The 19,034-nt window shown below is 69.1% G+C and carries 18 protein-coding genes, 1 tRNA gene and 2 pseudogenes; 10 read left to right on the forward strand and 11 right to left on the reverse strand.

Features of this window, described 5'->3' with window-relative positions:
* Nucleotides 1-672: tetratricopeptide repeat protein (locus tag C1I99_RS16445; RefSeq protein ID WP_146603969.1), on the reverse strand; the 672-nt coding region annotated here is incomplete at its 3' end.
* Between the two features lie 219 nt (nt 673-891).
* Here C1I99_RS16445 and C1I99_RS16450 point away from each other — a divergent pair.
* Nucleotides 892-975: transfer RNA gene (locus C1I99_RS16450), tRNA-Leu, on the forward strand.
* Here the strand turns inward: C1I99_RS16450 and C1I99_RS16455 are convergent.
* Entirely contained in the window at nt 957-2,657 is a 1,701-nt protein-coding gene (locus C1I99_RS16455) for a recombinase family protein (protein WP_233512539.1), read from the reverse strand. The two genes, C1I99_RS16450 and C1I99_RS16455, sit on opposite strands and share 19 nt — an antisense overlap.
* Between C1I99_RS16455 and C1I99_RS16460 the strand changes: the two genes are divergently transcribed.
* From C1I99_RS16460 to C1I99_RS33350, 3 genes and pseudogenes are all read left to right on the forward strand, one after another.
* On the forward strand, nt 2,647-2,844 hold the full coding sequence (locus tag C1I99_RS16460) for a TIM barrel protein (protein WP_111135111.1): 198 nt from the start codon (nt 2,647-2,649) through the stop codon (nt 2,842-2,844). The two genes, C1I99_RS16455 and C1I99_RS16460, sit on opposite strands and share 11 nt — an antisense overlap.
* Nucleotide 2,845: 1 nt before the next feature.
* On the forward strand, nt 2,846-3,526 hold the full coding sequence (locus C1I99_RS16465; protein ID WP_111135103.1) for an FGGY-family carbohydrate kinase: 681 nt from the start codon (nt 2,846-2,848) through the stop codon (nt 3,524-3,526).
* Nucleotides 3,527-3,553: 27 nt separating this feature from the next.
* A pseudogene (locus C1I99_RS33350) lies at nt 3,554-3,745 on the forward strand (transposase); the annotation flags it as partial.
* Nucleotides 3,746-3,768: 23 nt separating this feature from the next.
* Here C1I99_RS33350 and C1I99_RS16475 read toward each other — a convergent pair.
* Nucleotides 3,769-5,001, reverse strand: coding sequence for an MFS transporter (locus C1I99_RS16475; protein WP_111135104.1), 1,233 nt, complete (start codon nt 4,999-5,001; stop codon nt 3,769-3,771).
* Between the two features lie 47 nt (nt 5,002-5,048).
* Here C1I99_RS16475 and C1I99_RS16480 point away from each other — a divergent pair, with 47 nt between their 5' ends.
* Complete coding sequence (locus tag C1I99_RS16480; RefSeq protein WP_199562170.1) at nt 5,049-5,981, forward strand: LysR family transcriptional regulator; 933 nt, start codon at nt 5,049-5,051, stop codon at nt 5,979-5,981.
* Between the two features lie 52 nt (nt 5,982-6,033).
* On the opposite strand, the gene C1I99_RS35010 is transcribed toward C1I99_RS16480, so the two are convergent.
* On the reverse strand, nt 6,034-6,279 hold the full coding sequence (locus C1I99_RS35010; protein WP_111135113.1) for a PepSY domain-containing protein: 246 nt from the start codon (nt 6,277-6,279) through the stop codon (nt 6,034-6,036).
* Here C1I99_RS35010 and C1I99_RS32330 point away from each other — a divergent pair.
* Nucleotides 6,163-6,411 (forward strand): hypothetical protein, encoded by a 249-nt coding sequence (locus C1I99_RS32330; RefSeq protein ID WP_146603970.1) that lies wholly within the window; start codon nt 6,163-6,165, stop codon nt 6,409-6,411. The genes C1I99_RS35010 and C1I99_RS32330 overlap by 117 nt on opposite strands.
* A 120-nt stretch (nt 6,412-6,531) precedes the next feature.
* Here C1I99_RS32330 and C1I99_RS16490 read toward each other — a convergent pair whose 3' ends face one another.
* Nucleotides 6,532-7,419, reverse strand: a complete 888-nt coding sequence (locus tag C1I99_RS16490; protein ID WP_146603971.1) for a sensor histidine kinase — start codon at nt 7,417-7,419, stop codon at nt 6,532-6,534.
* A 540-nt stretch (nt 7,420-7,959) separates the two neighbouring features.
* On the reverse strand, nt 7,960-8,298 hold the full coding sequence (locus C1I99_RS16495) for a four-helix bundle copper-binding protein (protein ID WP_111135106.1): 339 nt from the start codon (nt 8,296-8,298) through the stop codon (nt 7,960-7,962).
* Nucleotides 8,299-8,476: 178 nt separating this feature from the next.
* On the opposite strand from C1I99_RS16495, the gene C1I99_RS16500 reads away from it, so the two are divergent.
* Entirely contained in the window at nt 8,477-9,676 is a 1,200-nt protein-coding gene (locus tag C1I99_RS16500; protein ID WP_199562171.1) for an MFS transporter, read from the forward strand.
* 268 nt (nt 9,677-9,944) lie between these two features.
* Nucleotides 9,945-10,106 (forward strand): hypothetical protein, encoded by a 162-nt coding sequence (locus tag C1I99_RS32800; protein ID WP_158554075.1) that lies wholly within the window; start codon nt 9,945-9,947, stop codon nt 10,104-10,106.
* A 199-nt stretch (nt 10,107-10,305) separates the two neighbouring features.
* Here the strand turns inward: C1I99_RS32800 and C1I99_RS16510 are convergent, their stop codons facing one another.
* From C1I99_RS16510 to C1I99_RS33995, 3 genes are all read right to left on the reverse strand, one after another.
* The gene (locus C1I99_RS16510; RefSeq protein WP_199562173.1) at nt 10,306-10,986 is read right to left on the reverse strand and encodes a potassium channel family protein; all 681 of its coding nucleotides are present in this window, start codon (nt 10,984-10,986) and stop codon (nt 10,306-10,308) included.
* The gene (locus C1I99_RS16515) at nt 10,979-12,280 is read right to left on the reverse strand and encodes a TrkH family potassium uptake protein (RefSeq protein WP_233512540.1); all 1,302 of its coding nucleotides are present in this window, start codon (nt 12,278-12,280) and stop codon (nt 10,979-10,981) included. The genes C1I99_RS16510 and C1I99_RS16515 overlap by 8 nt, the downstream gene beginning before the upstream one ends.
* Nucleotides 12,281-12,651: 371 nt before the next feature.
* A complete protein-coding gene (locus tag C1I99_RS33995) occupies nt 12,652-12,771 on the reverse strand; it encodes a CorA family divalent cation transporter (RefSeq protein ID WP_233512541.1) in 120 nt (39 codons plus the stop codon).
* A 659-nt stretch (nt 12,772-13,430) separates the two neighbouring features.
* Between C1I99_RS33995 and C1I99_RS16525 the strand changes: the two genes are divergently transcribed.
* Nucleotides 13,431-14,267, forward strand: a complete 837-nt coding sequence (locus C1I99_RS16525; protein WP_111135109.1) for an IS5 family transposase — start codon at nt 13,431-13,433, stop codon at nt 14,265-14,267.
* A gap of 236 nt (nt 14,268-14,503) precedes the next feature.
* Nucleotides 14,504-15,886, forward strand: a complete 1,383-nt coding sequence (locus tag C1I99_RS34000; RefSeq protein WP_325049212.1) for an NF041680 family putative transposase — start codon at nt 14,504-14,506, stop codon at nt 15,884-15,886.
* Here the strand turns inward: C1I99_RS34000 and C1I99_RS16535 are convergent.
* Nucleotides 15,819-17,372, reverse strand: a complete 1,554-nt coding sequence (locus C1I99_RS16535; protein ID WP_111135110.1) for a transposase — start codon at nt 17,370-17,372, stop codon at nt 15,819-15,821. The two genes, C1I99_RS34000 and C1I99_RS16535, sit on opposite strands and share 68 nt — an antisense overlap.
* A 68-nt stretch (nt 17,373-17,440) precedes the next feature.
* A pseudogene (locus C1I99_RS33355) lies at nt 17,441-18,692 on the reverse strand (NF041680 family putative transposase); the annotation flags it as partial.
* Nucleotides 18,693-19,034: the final 342 nt, after the last annotated feature.

The following is a 19,034-nucleotide window of genomic DNA, read 5'->3' on the forward strand; positions in this document are numbered from 1 at the left end:
CGGCACGCCGCTGGACGGGGCGGCCACCGACCAGACCAGCAGGCGACGCCCCGCGAGTTCGAGCGCCGCCGGCCGCCACGCGCCGGTCGCGTCCCGGCCCGCGCCGGCGGTGGCGATGCCCGCGCCGTCGTGCGGTCGCCAGGCGGTGGACAGGGCCGCCAGCGACACCGTGGGCTCGGACAGGGCCGCGTGTCCCGGCCGGCTGGCCGGCGTGGGCTGGTGGCCGGCGGCGACGGGGGCGGGAGCGGCATCGCCGAGGTACTGCCGGGCTGTGCGTACCGCGGGGTGGTCGGCGCCGAGCACGGCGGGCCCGGCGGTGGCGACGCGGGTGTAGTTGCGACGGGCCTCGTGCCGGTTGCCCAGCTCGTCGGCGACCGCGGCGAGCTCGAAGGCGAGCGCCAGCATCAACGGGTCGGCGTGCGGCCAGCGGCGCTCGCCCGCGGCGAACGCCTCCTCCAGCACTCGGCGGGCGGCGCCCGGGTCCTCCGCCTCCCGGTGCAGCCGCGCCAGCAGGTGCGCGGTGCTCAGCACGTCCGGGTGATCCTTGCCGTACGGCGCCGCCGCGGACCCCACGGCGTCGGCGAGCAGCCGGCGGGCGGCGGTCAACTCGCCCGCGGCGCGCAGGGCGAGGGCCCGCTGTTGGACGGCGGCCAGGGGAGAGGGATGGGACACGTGGCCATGCTGCCGGGTGACGTGTCCGGACGCTACCCGAACCCGCCGGCAGTCCCGTCCGCGGAGCCCGCCGGGCCGCCCGAGCTGGGCGGTTCCACGAGCCGGACGGTGATGTGCATGATCCACCCGGGGCGTGTACAGTAACTCCCCGTGCGGCCCGCCGGGCGGCCCGACCGGTGACGTGATCATCCGGGTCGGCGCGGTAGGCTGGACGAGTAGGTCCGGGTGGCGGAATGGCAGACGCGCTAGCTTGAGGTGCTAGTGCCCGTATAGGGCGTGGGGGTTCAAGTCCCCCCTCGGACACGTACAGTTACCCCACAGTAATCAGCGTCAGGCTTAGCCTCGACGCTGATTTTGTTTTGGCCGGGGTTGTAGGTGAGGGCGAGTCGTAGCGCGCGGTAGACGTTGCTCTTGGCCTGGTGGTGGGCGTTCCGCAGGGTGTTGCGGATGTCGTCGAGGCTGCCGACAAGGTGGCGGATGTCGTCCTCGGTGAGGCGGCGGGGTGCTTGTGCTGCTGCTTGGTCGCGTTGAGTGACGGCGGCGGCGCGTTGGGCGTTGACCTCGGCCATCCATGCGGCGACGGTGGCGGGGTCGCCTCCGGCGTCTGCGATGGCGCGGTACTGGAGGAGTTTGGCGTCGCATGCCGCGATGATCTTGTTGGCGGCGGTGATTTCCGGGGCAACGACGCCGGGTCCGGTGTCGGGTTGGGCGGCGTGGAGTCGGCGAATCGTGTCCGTCAGTCGGTGTGGGGCGAACGCGGTGAGGAGCCAGTTGTCGAGGGCGGGGATGATGTCTCGTTCCGCGACGTAGACGTTGCGGGGGTGCTGGACGTGGTTGGCGAGGGCGTACTCGTTGGGGTAGCGGCACCGGTAGTAGGCGGTCTCGTGGGCCTGGTGGCTTTGCATCTTGCGTCCACACAGCCCGCAGAGCAAGAGTCCGCGAAGGAGGTAGTGGCGGCGTACCTTCCGCTGTCGGTTGCCGGTGCGGCCCCGCCCGCTGGCCGCCATGATCGTCTGGGCTAGCTCGAAGTCGTTGACGGTGACGAGCGGCGGGTGGGCGATCGTGTCGGACCACACCCATGAGGTCTTGTCGTTCCAGCGCATGCGGGTTTCGTAGCCGAGGGCGACGTCGTTGACGTCGAGGAGCACCTCGTCCTTGCGCTGTTTGTTCCATACTTGCCGGCCGGTGTAGCGGGGGTTGGACAGGATGTTCTTGACGGCGCTCTTGGCCCAGCCCTCGCCGGTGCGGTGCGGGTTGCGGGCGGGGTCGGCGGCTGACGGGGAAGGTATGCCGTCGCGGGTGAGTGCCTCGGCGATGGCGAAGTAGCCGTTGTTGGCGAGGTACATGGCGAAGATTCGCCGAACAACAGGCGCGGTGGCCGGGTCGGGTTCCAGCTTGTGTAGGCGACGGCCGTCGGCGGCCTTGCCCGGGTTGGGGTGCGGTCCGGCGTCGGCGAGGCGGTACCCGTAGGGTGGGCGCCCGCCGAGGAACCGGCCTTCGATCTTCGCCTGGGAGGTCATCGCGGTGCGGACGCGGACCTTCACGCGGGTGCGTTCGCCCTTGGACATGCCGCCGAACACGCTCATGATCAGGTCGTGGGCTTCGGACTCGGGGTCGATCGCGCCGCCGACCTCCGGCACCCATAGGTCGACGCCATAGTGCGAGAAGACGGGCATGGTCAGGCTGTACTGGTTGCCGTAGAACGCGCGTTGGGGCTCGCCGATCACGACTGCGTCGAACCCACGGTTCGGGTCAGCGAGGGCGTCGAGCAGCCGGGCGGCATGGGGCCGCCGCTTCCATGGCAGGGAGCGGGACAGGCCGATGTCGAAGAACTCGGCAACGATGATGCCGCCGGTTGGCTCGATGAGGCCAGTTGCGCGGGTGAGCTGCCAGTTCCTCGACGCCACGGGGTCTTGCTGGTCCTCGGTGGAGACCCGGCCGTAGAACGCGAATCGTCGGTGCGCCTCCGCCGGCGTGCCGGTCAACCTTGAGGTGGTCAACCGGTACGAGAGCAACGTGGTCAACACCGCGCGCGACATGCTCGCTCTGATCGACGAGACCGGGGCGGCCATCGGCGTACACCTCGACACGTACCACATGAACATCGAGGAGAACGGGATGGTCGAGCCGGTGGAGCTGGTCGGCGACCGGCTCGGCCGCGGCGAGCGGTGACGTGAACCCCGAGGCAAGCGCGCAGCTCAACCTTGGCACCGGGGCGCAACTGCTGCGCCGGGTCGCCGCGCCGCAGCCTGTCCGCTCGCCCGTCACCCACCTCTACGTCGCCGCCGACCATGGGTGGTACGCCATGGCGGCGGTGCAGAACGCCGGGCTCGCGCTGGACTGGGCCGGCTTCGTGCTCGGGCTGAGCTGGCCGGAGCTGGTCGCCGCCGCGCAGGAAAGCCCGGCCGGTGCGGGCGGAGTCTCGTTCCTGCCCTTCCTCACCGGCGAGCGGGGCGGACTCGCCGGGCCGGCGAGCCGCGGCGCCTGGCTCGGCCTGCAGGCCTCCACCACCCGGGCGGAGCTGGCCCGGGCCGCGCTCGAGGCGATGGTCTTCGCGGTCCGCCGGTCAGCGGAACTACTCGGTCCGATCGGTCCCGCGGTGCGGCTCACCGGCGGCGGCGGGCGGGAAACGCTGGTCCGTCAACTGCTCGCCGACTGTCTCGGCGTCGAGGTCCGCCGCACCGAGATCCGTAGCGCGTCGGCCACCGGCGCGGCGATCCTCGCCGCTCGGGGGGCGGGCGTCCGGCTGGCCGTACCGGGGCGGGAGAGCCCGCCCGTGGCGCCGCGCGACGATCCGGCGCTCGAGGAGGCGTACCGGCGGTGGTGCGAGCGGCTTCCCGCGGCCGATGCCTGAGCTTGATTTTCAGCCGGATCTTTACGGATCGCTCGCCGAGGTCAGCCCCACGGCTCCGGGTTGGGCGTGTTCAGGTGGGTGGTCGAGAGAACGATCGCCTGGTACCACGGCATGAAACGCCTACGCCTCCGATGGGAACGCCGCGACGACATCCACGAAGCCTTCCTCACCCTCGCCACCTGCATCATCACGTACCGGCACCTCGTACGACTCAGTTAGGACCTCTCAAGGGATGGCGGCGCTCACGTCCGCCGTCCGGTCATCACGTTCGATTCCCCCGGGGCGGAACTACTTCGGGTGGGGTGGCTCAGCGCCAGGGCGAGGGCGAACATCGCCACCACGTATGCGACCGTGGCAGGCCAGCCGGTGCGCTCGAACACCAGGCCACCGATCCAGCCGCCGAGACTGCTGCCGGCGTAGTACGCGAACAGGTACATGCCTGCAGCTTGGGCGCGCGCCGTGTCCGCCACCCGTGCGACCCAGCCGCTGGCTGCCACGTGTGCGGCGAAGAATCCCACGGTGACCAGCACCAGCCCGGTGAGCACCGCCGGCAGTTCGTTCGGCAGCGTGGTCACCGCGGCGACCATGGCGAGCAGCACGGCACCGCGCAGTACGACCGGCGCGCCGTGGCGATCGGCGAGCCGTCCGGCGACAGCTGCGGCGGCCGTTCCGGCCACATACGCGAGGAAGACGAGACCGGCGGCTGCGGGGGCGAGGGCGAACGGCGGGCGCACCAGCCGGTAGGTCAGGTAGTTGTAGATGGTGGAGAAGCCGCCCATCAATACGAACCCGGTGAGGTAGAGCCGGAGCAGCCTCGGGTCGGCGAGGTGGCGGCGCAGTGCACCGCGGGCGATGGGCGTAGCCGGACGATTGGGCAACCGGGCCACCAGCAGCGCGAACACGATCGCGCCAGCGACCGACAGCGCGCCGACCGCAGCGAGCCCGAACCGCCAGCCGCTGAGACTCGCACCCGCACTGGCCAGCATCCGCCCGGCGACGCCGCCGACACCATTGCCGGCGACGAACGTGCCAACCGCGCCGACAAGCGCCGACGGGTGGATCTCATCGGCAAGGTACGCCATCGCCACGGCGGGCATGCCCGCCACAGCGAACCCCTGCAGCGTACGGATCCCGAGCAACACGCCGTACGTCGGGCTGAGCGGTAGCAGGACGCCGAGCAACGCGGCGAGCGACACGGATGCGACCAGCACTCGCGCCCGGCCCCAACGCTGAGACAGCACGCTGGCCGGGATGACCGCGACGGCGAGCGCGGCCGCCGTCACCGACATGGCCAGGCCGGCGCCGGCGGGCGTGACATGGAACGTGGAAGACAGTTGCGGCAGCACCGCCTGGGGGCCGTAGAGCAGCGCGAAGATCGCCGCGCCGCCGGCAAACATGGCGACCATGACGCGGGTGAGCCCGGCGTCGCCGCGCCGCAGGCGTTGGTCCGTGTCGTGCGCGAGGATGGCCGTCACCGACGTGACGCTAGACAGGACCTCCTCATGCGTCCAATGTATGAATAATGCAGGAACCGATCGCTTCTATACATGAGGAGCTGTTGAGCGTTGTCGCGCCACGGCTCCGGCAGTTCGCGGTGGTCGCGCGAGAGCAGCATGTGACACGCGCCGCAGAACGGCTCGGCCTGGCCCAGTCAACCCTCAGCCGAAACATCGCCCGTCTCGAAGCCGACCTCGGCACGACGCTGTTGCTGCGCACCGGCCGGACCGTGCGCCTCACCCGGCACGGCCAACAGTTGCTGCCGCACGTGGAGCGCGCTCTCGTTGCGCTCACTGACGGCCTCGACGAACTCACCGAGGAGCTCAGCCCGGACCGCGGCCGGGTCGCGTTCGCGTTCCTGCACTCGCTCGGAGTGCGCGCGGTGCCGGTGCTCCTGCGCGACTTTCGCACCAGCCACCCGAGGGTGCGCTTCACGCTCGTCCAGGACAGCAACGATGCCATGCTGGAGAAGTTGCGCTCCGGTGCAGTGGATCTGTGCCTCACGTCGCCCGTTCCCGAGGATCCGGTGTTTCGGGCACGCAAGGTCGACCAGCAGCGGCTCGGGCTCGTGGTGCCACACGGGCACCGGCTCGCCGGTCGCAAGCGGGTGGGCCTCGCCGAGGCCGCCGAAGAGGAATTTGTCGGCCTGAAACGCGGCTACGGTCTGCGCCGCATAACCGACGATTGGTGCCGGCAGGCCGGCTTTACGCCCCGCTTGGCGTTCGAAGGCGAAGAGATCGACACGGTGCTCGGGCTGGTCGCCGCTGGGCTCGGCGTAGCACTGCTCCCGTTGGGTCCGGCCGCCCACCACGACGTCGTCAGAGTCACCGTCACGCACCCACAGACCACCCGCACCGTCGCCCTCGTCTGGTTGGCTGATCGGGCGTACGCCCCGCCGGTGGAGGCGTTTCGCGCCTCAGTGCTCAGCTATCGCGGGCGCCTCCTCGCGGCACAGTAGCCCGACGGACGGGTCGTACGGGCCTGTCGGTCGTGGTCGCCTGAGTGCTCTGTCAGTCGTCGCCGCCGAAGATCGCGCCGGTCACGGCATCGACGTTGACCTCGTTCTCGCCACCACCCAGCTGGAACTTGACCTCCCAGATGGGCCCGCCGCCGACCTCGTCGAGTTCGGCCTCGGTGACGTGGGCGCCGGGGAAACGGATGGTGACGAGTTCGGCGGCCCGTACGGCGTTGACCGGACGGGGACGAAGCGGGCGTCGAGTTCGGGATCGATCTCGATCTCGAACGATCTCGTAGATGTGGCCACCGAACTGCGGCGATCATCGTCGCCCGCAGCGGCGATCGCGGTGCCGGTGATCAGCGGCACGCCGACGCCCGCCGCGGTGATCGCTACCAGTACTGCTCGTCGCATCCTGACCTCCAGGTCGTAGATCTGAGTCTCGGCAGGGGACTACGACCCGCAGTACGGGTGCGGCAGTACGTCGGGTTGGGTTTTCAGACGAACCCTGGCGCAATCCTGGGCTTCTCCTGGCGAAGTCATGGGTTACGGCTCAGGTGGGCCTGGTAGCGGCGCGGAAGCGAACGACGGCGTCGATGCCGGTGCCGGCTGCCGGGCGAAGGGCAACCTGGCCCGCGCAGGCCTCAGTGAGTTGCCGCACGAGCGCGAGTCCGAGGCCGGTGCCGCCCTTCGGTGATCCGGGCGCCCGCCAGAACGGTTCGAATGCTAGGCGCCTCTGCTCCTCGGTCAGGCCCTCGCCCTGGTCGATCACGTGCAGCTCGACCGCCGGCTCACCGCGTGGGCCCGAGCCGGGCTGGGCAGGGCACCGGTGCACCGTGATCGTGCTCCGGTCTGGCGCTGCGCGTAGGGCGTTGGCCAGCAGATTCTCCACGATCTGATCAAGGGCGCCGGGGACCGCGTCGACCTCGCCGACCGGGCTGCCGGTGAGCGCCAGTCGCACGTTGCGGCGGCGGGCCAGAGGCTCCAACGCAACGATCCGCTGCGTGATCACAACGTCGAGATCGGCGACGATGAGGCGCTCGGGTGCGTGCTCGGCGCGCGTGATCTGCAGCAGGGTGTCGATCATGTCGGTGAGCCGATCGGCTTCGGTGAGCGCTGCGGCAAGATTGCGGCGCGCATCATCGGTGATGGCCGGTTCGAGGTTCTCCAGCCGTATCCGCAGTGCGGCGAGCGGGGTCTTGAGCTGGTGCGAGGCGTGCGCGGTGAAGGAACGCTGGGCGTGGATCAATGCCTGCAGCCGGGCCGCGGTCCGGTTGAACGTCGCCGCCAGGCGGCGCAGCTCCGGTGGTCCGGTCGTGGTCGGGGCGGACGTGGTGAGGACGCCGTCGGCCAGCATGCGGGTCGCGCCTTCGAGGGCGTGCACAGGTCGGCTGATCCACCGGGCGAGAGCGAACGCCGCGACCGTCACGACCAGGAGCACTGCCGCACCTGCGGCGGCCAGCAGCGCCCAGACCCGGTGAACGCTGGCCCGCCGGCGAGCTTCCGGGATCGTGACCCGTACGGCGCCGCGAACCGCCGCGGGCTGGGTCGGTACCGCGATCGACAGGCTCGGCACTCCGCCGAGTACGGCGGTGCGCAGGCCAACGTGCGAGTGCCCACGCAAGGCGGTGCGGACCTCGGACAGTGCTGCCGGATTGGTTTCCTCCTGGTTCCGCCTCGACTCCTAGTTCGTCGGCGGCGTAGGAGCGTTCCAGAGATGGGCGTCGAACGGCGGAGGTAAGACGGCGTCCTGGCCCGTGACGTCGTGGACCTACACGAACACGTGTACACAGTCCCCGGACTGGTGGGCTTGCAACGGCCGTGACATGGCCCTTTCCCGGCGGCGCGGCCGACGCCGAGCCCGGCAGGCGTCACCTCGGTGTGCGTGGCCCGGCCCGTAGGGTTGGGATGGCGGGCGATGGGCACGGTGGCGGCCGGCGCCGTGGATGATCGCGGCGGCGGCAGCGGGGCGTGACTGGGGTCAGGCGTCGATCAATTCTCGGCAGACTTGCGCGGCGCGGCGGCACGCCTGGACGCACTGCAACATGATCTCGTCGTCGTAGCGTTCACACTCGGTGGCGCATGCCTCGCACAGCTCGGCGCAGGCCCGGCACAGTTGTTCGTAGTTGGCGGCGCGGGCTAGTGAGGGTAGGCAGGCCAGGCAAGCATCGGCACAGGACAGGCACAGCCGGATGCAGGCCAGCATCTGGGGGTCGGCCTGTTGTGCGCAGTGGTCGGCGCAGACGTGGCAGGCTACCGCGCAGGCGGCGCAGACCTCGATGCACTCTTGGGTGAGTTCCGAAGCGAGTTTGGCGGCCACGTGATCATCTCCCTCTGGTTGGTCGGTCCGGTATACCCGTGTCCGTGACAGTTATGTGGCGGGCGTGGTGGCTTCCGAGTGGGGGTTCGTGGAGCCTGGCCGGCAGGTGCGCGGGGGCATGATGCGACGGTGATGGTGTCCGGTGAGGCAAGTCGGTGGCTCGTCTGGGCTGCGGGCGGTGTTCGCCATCCGTGGGTATCGACGGTTGTGGGCGGCCAGAACGGTGTCGCAGTGGGGCGATGTCGCGGCCGCGGTGGCGCTGAGCCTGCTGGTGCTGGAGCTGACCGGATCCGCGTTGGGGGTCGCCGGGGTGGTGGCGGCAGAGATCGTGCCGGTGCTGCTGCTGACCCCGCTGGCCGGCGTGGTGGTCGACCGGCTGCCCCGGCGCACCGTGATGATCTCCGCTGACCTGGTCCGGGCAGTGCTCGCCGGGGTGTTGCCGCTGGTGACGGATCATGTCGGCGTGGTCTATGCCATTGCTGCGGGCATGTCAGCGGCGGCGGTGTTCTTCAACCCGGCGGCCGGGGCGGTGCTGCCCAATCTCGTGGCCCGTGACCGGCTGGTCGCGGCGAACAGCGGCATCTGGACCGCGGCGGTGCTGTCACAGATCGCCTTAGCCCCGGTCAGCGGCCTGGTCATCACAGTGGCGGGCTTCAAGATCGCGTTCTGGATCAACGCCGTCAGCTACCTGGTCTCGGCGGCCCTGCTCGTCCGGTTGCCGGAGCCTGCCCGTCCGACAGCGGCCGACAGCCGTCCCAGCGCGGCCGGGCGGTGGCGCGGCTGGTGGACCAGCGCCGTTGCCGGTATCCGGCACATCACCGCCGACCGGCGGCTGAGCGCCCTGGCGGTCGGCCAGATCCTTGCCGCGCTGTCCGCAGGGGCCACCAGCGCCCTGCTGGTCGTCTACATCCGCGACCACCTACACGCCCCGCCCGCCGGCTACGGCATCGCCATCGGCGCGATTGGAGTCGGCGCTGTACTCGGACCGCTCGTACTGGTCCGTCTCATCCGTGACCCAGCCCGGCCAGGCTGGATATTCGGCCCCTACGCCCTGCGCGGCGGCGTAGACCTCACGCTCGCCGCCGTGTCGAGCCTGCCCCCGGCCACCGTCGCCCTGGCCGTCTACGGGCTGGGCACCTCCACTGGGGCCGTCACCTTCAACTCCATGCTGCAAGCGACCGTGCCCGACACTGTCCGTGGCCGGGTCATGGCCACCTTCGACGTCACCTGGCAGTTCGGTCGCCTGGCCTCCCTGGGGATCGGCGCGGCGCTGGCCGACCAGATCGGCATCCGGGCCGTCTACGTCCTCGGTGGCATCCTGTTGCTGCTCGCCGCCGCCCTAGCCCCATTGACTGGAACACACACCAGGCGGCCATGATGGTGGGATGGACGTGTGGAGCCGCACCACGCCGGATCGGCGAGGGAAGTGTCCTTTCCCGCCGGGTAGATCCAACGGGGTGACCGACCCGTCGCTGTACTCGACTCCCGCGACATAGTCCTGTACGAGCACACGGGGGTTCACCCCGTCCCGGCCCGCCGACCCGCCCACCCCGGCACGCCCGCAGGCCGCGACGTGCCGGGGTGGCCACGGCGGCGTTAGCGACCGTGGCCCCCGCGCCGTGGTGTGGCTCGCCGCGCACGAACGGATGACTAGCTCCAGTCCCACCCATCAGGCCGGCATCTCCACCCTGCTGATCGTCGCCTACCTCGCGGTGGAGCAGGCCGCGTTCCTGCACAGTCACCGGATCGGATGGCTGCCAAGCATCCACCCGGCGGGTTTCCTCGCGAATACCCGCCACAGACCCTGACTGTGTGCAGGACGGGTGAGGGGCGGGCCGGTCAGGGCGAGCACCTACCGCAGCTCGCCCTGCGGCGGCCCGTGATCTGAACGGTCACCGACCGAGCGGACAACGGTCGACCGGCACACCGGGTGAAGCGGCCGGCGATCCGGGTCGACCGGCCGCTTCACCCGGTCCAACACAGGTCATCTGGAGTCACTGGAGACTCCTACTCGGTCGCGGCGAAGCGTTCGACGTTGTCGATGGCGCCGACGACGAGGATGAGGTCGCCGTAGGTCAGGACGGTGTCGGGGGTGGCGTGGGTGAAGCCGGGTTGCTGCCCGCCGATGGCGGCCTGCGGCTTGACCGCGACGACGGTGACCCCCCATCGGCTGCGCAGCCGTGACTCGCGCAGCGGTACGCCGACGACGTCCCGTGGTGGCTTGGTCTTGATCACCGCGAAGTCGGCGTCGACCTCGACGTAGTCGAGGATCCGGCCGGTGAGCAGGTGGGCGACCCGTTCGCCCATGTCGTGCTCGGGCGCGACCACGTGGTGCGCGCCGACCCGGGTGAGGATGTTGCTGTGCTGGGCGCTGATGGCCTTGGCCCAGATGTCGGGGATACCGAGATCCGACAAGAGTGACGTGGTGAGGATGCTGGCCTGGATGTCGGTGCCGATCGCCACCACGGCGCGGTGGAAGTCGGCCACGCCGAGCTGTCGGAGTGCTTCGATGTCGGTGGAGTCGGCGGTGGTCACGTGGGGGATCTGTCCCACCAGCGACTGGACGAGCTTGGGTCTGTTGTCGATGCCGAGGACCTCGGTGCCCCGGTTGACCAGTTCCCGGGCCAGGGCGCTGCCGAAGCGGCCGAGCCCGATCACCACCACCGGTTCGGTGCGTACGTCAGCCAACGATTGTCCTCTCCTCGGGTAGTTCGAAGCGGCGGTTGCGGTCCCGCAGCGCCAGCGCCGACGCCAGGGTGAGGGGTCCGATGCGGCCGGCGAACATCAGCAGGACCAGCAGGAGATTCGCCCCCGGGGGCAGGCTACCGGTGATGCCGGTGGAGAGACCGACGGTGCCGAACGCGGACACGACCTCGAACAGGACCACGTCCAGCCGGTGCGGGGTGACGGCCAGCAGGAGGAAGGTGGCGGTGGCCACCGCGCCGACGCTGAGCAGGGCGATCGCGAGGGCCTGCCGTTGGTTGCTGGGCGGGATCCGCCTGTGGCCGACGTTGACCTGGGTTTCGCCGCGCATCTCCGACCAGAGGACGAAGGCCAGCAGACCGAATGTGGTGACCTTGATGCCGCCGGCGGTGCCGGCGCTGCCGCCGCCGATGAACATCAGCACGTCGCTGGCGAGCAGGCTCTCCGGGCGCATGGCCCCGATGTCGACGCTGTTGAACCCGGCGGTGCGCGTCATCGTGGAGGCGAAGAATGCGGCGAGCAGCTTCTCCGGGCCGTCCAGCGGCCCGAACGTGCGCGGGTTGGAGAATTCGGCCAGGGTGAACACGATCGTGCCGAGGGCCAGCAGTGTCACGGTCAAGGTGACGGTGATGCGGGTCATCACCGACCACAGCTCGGGCCGCCGCCAGTAGCGGGTCAGCTCGAAGACCACCGGGAAGCCGAGCCCGCCGAGGATGACCGCCGCGGCGACGGTCAGGTTGATCCACGGGTCGGTGACGTGTCCGATGAGGCTGTCGGCGTTGGTGGAGAAGCCGGCGTTGTTGAACGCCGAGACGGCGTGGAACACCCCGTCGTAGAGCGCTGCGCCGAACGGCGCGTCGTACGCGGTGGCGAAGCGGGTGGTCAGCACCACCGCGACCACCGCCTCGCTGACCAGGCTGAACAGCACGATCCTGCGGACCACCCCGCGGACGTCGGTCAGGGTCAGGCTCTTCGTCTCCGCCTGGGCGAGGAACCGCGCCCGCAGGCCCAGCCGTCGGGACAGCAGCACGGTGAACAGCGTGGCCAGGGTCATGATGCCCAAACCGCCGGCCTGGATCAGCAGCAGGATCACCGCCTGCCCGAAACCGGACCAGTAGCTACCGGTATCCACGGTCACGAGCCCGGTTACGCACACCGCCGACGTAGCGGTGAACAGCGCATCCACCAGTTCCGCCCGCTGCCCAGAGCGGGTCGCTAGCGGCAGCGACAACAGGCCGGTACCGACCGCCACCGCGGCCGCGAAACCGATCGTGATCACCTGAGCCGGATGCTGAAGCCGGTCGCTCCGCCGCTGCCACGCCGGCCGGCGCGTCAACAGCGGCACCACACGCCCACCCGCCCGCGCCGGATCGGCCAGCATCGCCCGACGCGGCCTGCAGGCTCCCCCCGTCGGCTTGCAATCCACACGAAGCGGATACTCCCACGGCCAGGCAACTCCCGCTCAGCTGCCCCTCGTGATCGAGGGAGGTTGTTCATGGGCTCGGACGGGTGCCGGTCCGAAGGGAAACGCCGCCTCGCAGACGTGCGCACGTTGCACGACGTGGGCGCGGAGCTTCCCGCTCCGACGAGGCATCCGAATGGTTCATCGACGCTTATCTCCGCGTTCAGGAGACGCCGTTGGGTACACGTTCAGAGCCAGTTGCGGCGTTTGAAGATGAGATAGAGGGCGCCGCAGACCAGGGCCATGAGCGCGACCGCGAAGAGGTAGCCGTATTGCCATTTGAGCTCCGGCATGTGATCGAAGTTCATGCCGTAGACGGTTCCGAACAGCGTGGGCGCGAACAGAATGGCCGCCCACGGGCGTTGACGGTGAGGATGTTCTGCAGCAGGTGCCGGAACCCGTCGACGCGTTCGACGACCTGGGTGAGGTGGTCGGCTACATCGCGCAGGTGCAGAGGTTGAATGGTCAGGGTTACGGGGGTTCTGGGTCGAGGGTCAGGCCGGTGTGGGTGAGGAGGCTGGTCAGGAGGTCGGGGCGGTACTGGATGTGCTTGAGACGGTTCCTCACCACGGCGGACGGGTTAACAGGATTCTCGACAAGCCATATTTTCCCTGATCAGGAGGCACTTCTTCGTTTCGGTCCACTCCTTGGACAGCCCTTAACGAAGGGCCGAGGCTAGCCTCACCATTAGCGCCGCCGTAGGCAACGACGATCCGCGCGGGTGCGGCGCTCTTGGTAAATCTCACTGGACGTTTGCTTCGCGTTCGCGCCAATAGCGACCGATTCACATCTCGGCCTCGGTGACACAGAATGCCGGACCTGACCTAGAATGAACGCATCCGATCCAGCTCTGCTCTGACCGGAACCAACGCGTTTCACCCTGCGATCGTGTCTGATTCACTTACGCCCTGGAATCAACGGACATGACGTCCGCCGAGCCGGCCTCCAGACACCGTACGACCGCACCATGACCGCACGGCGAGCCTACCCATCCGACCTGTCCGACGCCCGCTGGGCCCTGATCGCACCCCGCCTGACCGCCTGGCGACAGGCCCGCACCGACGCCGGCGTCAGCGGCCGCACCCCCACCCACGACCTACGCGAGATCTTCAACGCCATCCTGTACGTCAACCGCACCGGCATCGCCTGGCGCTACCTACCCCACGACTTCCCGCCCCACGCGACCGTCTACGGCTACTTCGCCGCCTGGAGCAAGGAACGCATCTTCGCAGAACTGAACTACAACCTCACCGGCCTCGTACGCGACCACCACGGCCGCACCATCCACCCCACCGCATCCATCATGGACAGCCAGAGCGTAAAGACCTCCACCAACGTCCCACTGTCCACGCAGGGCATCGACCCAGGAAAGAAGATCGTCGGCCGCAAACGCGGCATCATCACCGACACCCTCGGCCTCCTGCTGGCCGTGATCGTCACCGCCGCCAGCACCAGCGACAACACCATCGGCATCGACCTACTCGACCACGCCACCGCCGCCTACCCCACCCTGACCAAAACCTGGGTCGACGCCGGCTTCAAGAACCGCGTCGTCGAACACGGCGCCCAACTCGGCATCGACGTCGAGACCGTCACCAAGGACCCACAGGCCAAAGGATTCAGCGTCGTCAAACGGCGTTGGGTCGTCGAACGCACCCTGGGATGGCTCATGCACCACCGCCGGCTCGTACGCGACTACGAAGCCCGGCCCGACAACTCCGCCAGCATGATCACCCTGGCCATGATCGACAACCTCGCCAAACGCCTCACCACCGAAACCACCCCAACCTGGCGATACGGCTAAACCCACATAACCGACGAAGTACGTGAATCAGACGTCCTCTCAGCTTGTTCTTAACCTCGGCGCCCGTGTGCCGCGCTGGTCCTGTGTGGACTCGGCGTGTCGTGGAGACGTGAACCGGCCACCACCTGATGATCCTTCGCGCTGCAAGGACACGAAGAACAGAACAGGTGGTGGCCGTGGCCACGATTCTGGACTACCTGGGTGGCGTCGTGTTGCCCGACACGCGTACGCCGGACATGTCGGTGGTCGGGTCGGCCGAGGATCCAGCAGCGAGGTTGGCCGGGTTTCGTCGGGACTTCTACCGGTGTCTGCCGCGTCGGGCGGACGCGTTGTTCGAGCTCACCGACGCGCTGCTGTGTTCGGGTGGGCCGGTGACCAGTCTGGTCGACCTGTCGTTGGTCGCGGAGCACCGCCGTGGTCACGGTGCCCTGTACGACGCTTTGGGCGCTGGCGGGATCGACGTCGCCCGGCTGCGGGTGGCCCTCGCAGGGTTGGCGCTGCCCCGCGCCACGGACGGGCGGATCATGCTCGCCGTTGACGTCTGCAACTGGCTGCGCCCGGACGCGGCCACCAGCCCGGACCGGTTGTTCTGCCACACCTACGGCCGTGGCAAGGGCTCCGCCCAAATGATCCCCGGCTGGCCGTACTCGTTCGTCGCCACCTTGGAACCAGGCCGTACGTCGTGGACGCAGGTACTCGACGCGGTGCGGCTGGGCCCGGCCGACGACGCCACCGCAGTCACCGCCGGCCAACTCCGGCAGCTGATCGACCGGCTGATCCACGCGGGGCACTGGCGCTGCGGCGACCCCGACATCCTGATCGTCTGTGACACCGGCTACGACACCGCCCGGCTGGCCTGGGTGCTGTCCGACCTGCCCGTGCTCCTGGTCGGCCGGATCCGCTCGGACCGTGTCCTGCGGTTGCCCAAGCCGAGCAGGCAGCCGGGCGCTGTCGGCCGTCCCCGCAAACACGGCGCCGAGTTCGCCTGCAACGGCCCGGCCACCTGGCCCGCGCCGCAGCACACCACCCTCACCCCGACCAGCCGCTACGGCACCGCACGAGCCGACAGCTGGGACCAGCTGCACCCCAGGCTGACCCGCCGCACCTGCTGGATCGACCACGACGGTGACCTGCCGATCATCGCCGGCACACTGATCCGGCTGCAGGTGGAACACCTGCCCGGCGAGCACGACCCCAAACCGGTATGGCTGTGGTGCTCCGCCACCAACGCCACCACCGCCGATATCGACCGCTGGTGGCAGGCCTTCCTGCGCCGCTTCGACCTCGAGCACACGTTTCGACTGTTCAAACAGACCCTGGGCTGGACCCGCCCGAAGATCCGCACCACCGAAGCCGCTGACCGGTGGACCTGGCTGATCATCGCCGCCTACACTCAGCTACGCCTCGCCAGGCCCCTCGTCGCGGACCTGCGTCGGCCGTGGGAGCGGCCAGCGGCACCTGACCGGCTCACTCCCGCCCGGGTCCGTCGCGGGTTTCGGAACCTGCGCCCGACCACCGCGAGGCTGTCGCACAGCTTTCGATCTTGGACTGTCAAGACGGTCGTTTGGTGTCGTGGCGGAAGAGTTTGTTCAGGTTGTGTACGGCTCCGAGCAGTTTGATCTCGGCGTCGACGCTGGTGGCGCCGCGGTAGTGCAGATGGCGTCCGAATCGTTGGAACAGTTGGGCAAAACCGGGCTCGACCAGGGCGCTGCGGCGGGCGTAGAGCTCGCGTCCGGCGGGGGTGGCGAGGCGGGCGACCATGTCGCGGTGACCTGTTGGGATGGTGGTGTGCTCGGGGGGTTCCGGGCTGTGTGTCTGGCGGTATTCCTGGGTGACTGACACGAGGAGGGGAAGATCGCTGAGTGCTGCGAAGTTGGCGGTGCTGGCGTATCCGCTGTCGGCTAACCATGCTGTCACTTGGTCGGTGATACCGGCGGCGGCGCAGTTGTGCTGGGTTCGTTTGACGACCGGGACCAGGGCGGTCATGTCCGACGGGTTGTCTTGTAGCTCGACGGCGAGAAGGAGCTGGTTGCGGGTGGAGGCGATCTGGACGTTGTAGCCCTGCACGTAGCCGCCGCGTTTGCCGAGCATGAGCCGCGACTGAGGATCGGTGAGCGAGGCCCGGGCTTTGGGCGAAGGAACCGGCTCGGGATGGCGCATGTTGTGCAGCCCTGCTCTGGCCCTGGCGAGTCGCTCCCGCTGGCGTATCACTGACGCTTTGGCGTGCAATGGCACCGGCGGGCGCCCGTTGGCGCCTTGGCGTCCCGCGGCCTGGTCGTGCTCTGTGCGGTGGGCATAGGCCTGCAGCCGTGTCGTGTGTGCGGCGGTCACTGCTTCCAGCCGCTGCTCGGCTCGGGCCACCATGCGTTCGGCGGCCTCGACCTTGATCTGAATCTCGCCCAACGACGGCAACGCCCGCTCATACAACTTGTCTCGGGCCGTGCAGGCCCGTGCGATCCGGTCACCGAGGCGTGCCAGCCCTCCCCACGGCAGGTCACTCTGAGCCGTCTGTGCGGCGGCGGGCTGGGCCGGCGTCGCCGCAGTGTTCGGCGCCGCGTCCGTCATCCAACGGGCGATTCGTGCCTCGCCGTCCGCGACAACGGCTTCCAACTGCTGCAGAGTCCGGTTGGAGGAGCGGGCCGCGTTGGCGTGCATCGGTGAGCCGTCCACGGCCACCGCGGACATGTCCACCAGTCCTCGCCGGCCGCACAACGCCAGCACCTGAAGGAACAGCGACTCCAAGCGGTGGCGATGACGACGCAGAAACCGGGCGATCGTGGCATGGTCGACTTGCTGGTTGGCCGTGATGATCCGGCAGCCCACATCGTCGAGGCACGCCGCCTCGATCCGCCGTGACGAACGGATTCCCTTGCTGTAGCAGTACAACACCAACGACAGCATCACATCCGGGGGATACGCCGCGTGGCCTTGTCCGTCGGCGCGGTATCCCGCGAGGAACGCCGCAAGATCCAGCTCCTGAACGGCCGCGAGTACCTTCCAGCACAGGTGCTGCGGTGGTAGCCACTGCCGGACATCGGCCGGGATCGGGAGACCACGCTCACGATCGCAAGAGATGAAATTGAACCCCACCCCATAGCCGACCATCTAGGACAATCACGGCCCGACTCCGACACACCCTTGACAGCCCAAGATCGAAAGCTGTGCGACAGCCTCGCGCTGTTCGTGCGGAGGTTCCGAAAGCTGCGGCGAACTCGGGCTGGGGTGAGCCGTTCGGGTGTGGTTGGTCGTTCCCAGGGTCGGCGTAGGTCCGCGGCGAGTGGGCGGGCGAGGCGGAGTTGGGTGTGGGCGGCGATGACCAGCCAGGTCCATCGGTCGGCGGCTTGTGGGGTGCGGATTTTCGTTCGGGTCCAGCCGAGGGTCTGTTTGAACAGACGGAAGGTGTGTTCCAGGTCGAAGCGGCGTAGGAACGCTTGCCAGCAGCGGTCCACGTCGGTGGTGGTGGCGCCGGTCGTGGAGCACCACAGCCATACCGGCTTGGGGTCGCGGTCGCCGGGTAGGTGGTCGACCTGTAGCCGGATCAGGGTGCCTTCGATGATCGGTAGGTCTGTGTTGTGGTCGATCCAGCAGGTGCGGCGGGTCAGTCTGGGGTGGAGCCGGTCCCACGAGGCCGCGCGGGCGGTGCCGTAGCGGGTGGTCGTGGTGGTGGTGACGTGGTGCGGTGGCGGCCAGGTAGCCGGGTCGGCCAGGGCGAACTCTGCGCCGTGTTTGCGGGGGCGGCCGATGGTGCCTTGCGTCCTGGTCGGCTTGGGTAGGCGTAGGACGCGGTCTGTGCGGATCCGCCCGATCAGCGTCACGGGCAGGTCGGCCAGTACCCAGGCCAGTCGGGCGGTGTCGTAGCCGGTGTCGGCCACGAGGAGAATGTTCGGGTCGCCGGGCCGCCAGTGACCCGCCACGGTAAGCCGGTCCACGACCTGGCGCAGTTGGGTGGCGGTGACCGCGGTGGCGTCATCGGCCGGGCCCAGGCGCACCGCGTCCAGGACCTGCGTCCACGACGTGCGGCCGGTCTCCAACGCGGCCACGAACGAGTACGGCCAGCCCGGAATCAGCTGCGTTCGCCCCTTTTCCTCGGCCGTAGACGTGGCAGAACAGCCGGTCCGGGCTGGTCGGCGCGTCCGGACGCAGCCAGTTCGACACATCCACGGCCAGGACGATCCGCCCGTCCGCCGCCCGGGGCAGCGGCAGCCCGGCCAGACTACGACGTAGGCGGGCGATGTCGACCCGGCCCGCGTTCAGCCCGTCGCACAGCGCCCCGTGACCTCGACGATGCTCGGCCGTCAGCGTGAGGTCGACCAGACTGTGCACGGGCCCATCGGTGCACAGGACGGCGTCGGTCAGCTCGAACAACGCGTCTGCCCGCCGGGTCAGGCACTGGTAGAGGTCCCGACGGAACCCGGCCAGCGCCATCGCCGGATCCACCGCTACCCCGGTCACCGGGGCGTCGGGTAGCACCAGCCCGCCGACATAGTCCAGAATCGTGGCCACGGCCACCGCCTTCGGTCTTCGTGTTCTTCGCAGGAACCAGAAGATCATCAAGCGGTGGCCGTCCCACGTCGAGCACGACACGCCAAAATCCACACAGGACCACACCGACGGATAGCGGCCGAGCTTAAAAATCAAGCCTAGGCGGTGTTTCATAGGTGTTGAGGAAGTTGCGGCGCGTCGGTGATCAATAAACGGCGAGGTCTCCGGTAGATGATTCTTCGACCAAGAAGACCTGAACACCGGAGACCTCGTGGCCAGCGTAGC

The organism is Micromonospora deserti (assembly GCF_003236335.1).
Lineage (GTDB): Bacteria > Actinomycetota > Actinomycetes > Mycobacteriales > Micromonosporaceae > Micromonospora > Micromonospora deserti.

Excerpts from the sequence above, each read along its gene's own strand:
- C1I99_RS16480 (WP_199562170.1), top strand. The coding sequence starts at position 5,049 with ATGCAGGAACCGATCGCTTCTATACATGAGGAGCTGTTGAGCGTTGTC.
- C1I99_RS32800 (WP_158554075.1), top strand. The coding sequence starts at position 9,945 with ATGACTAGCTCCAGTCCCACCCATCAGGCCGGCATCTCCACCCTGCTG.
- C1I99_RS33995 (WP_233512541.1), bottom strand. The coding sequence starts at position 12,771 with ATGAACTTCGATCACATGCCGGAGCTCAAATGGCAATACGGCTACCTC.
- C1I99_RS16525 (WP_111135109.1), top strand. The coding sequence starts at position 13,431 with ATGACCGCACGGCGAGCCTACCCATCCGACCTGTCCGACGCCCGCTGG.
- C1I99_RS34000 (WP_325049212.1), top strand. The coding sequence starts at position 14,504 with ATGTCGGTGGTCGGGTCGGCCGAGGATCCAGCAGCGAGGTTGGCCGGG.
- C1I99_RS16535 (WP_111135110.1), bottom strand. The coding sequence starts at position 17,372 with ATGGTCGGCTATGGGGTGGGGTTCAATTTCATCTCTTGCGATCGTGAG.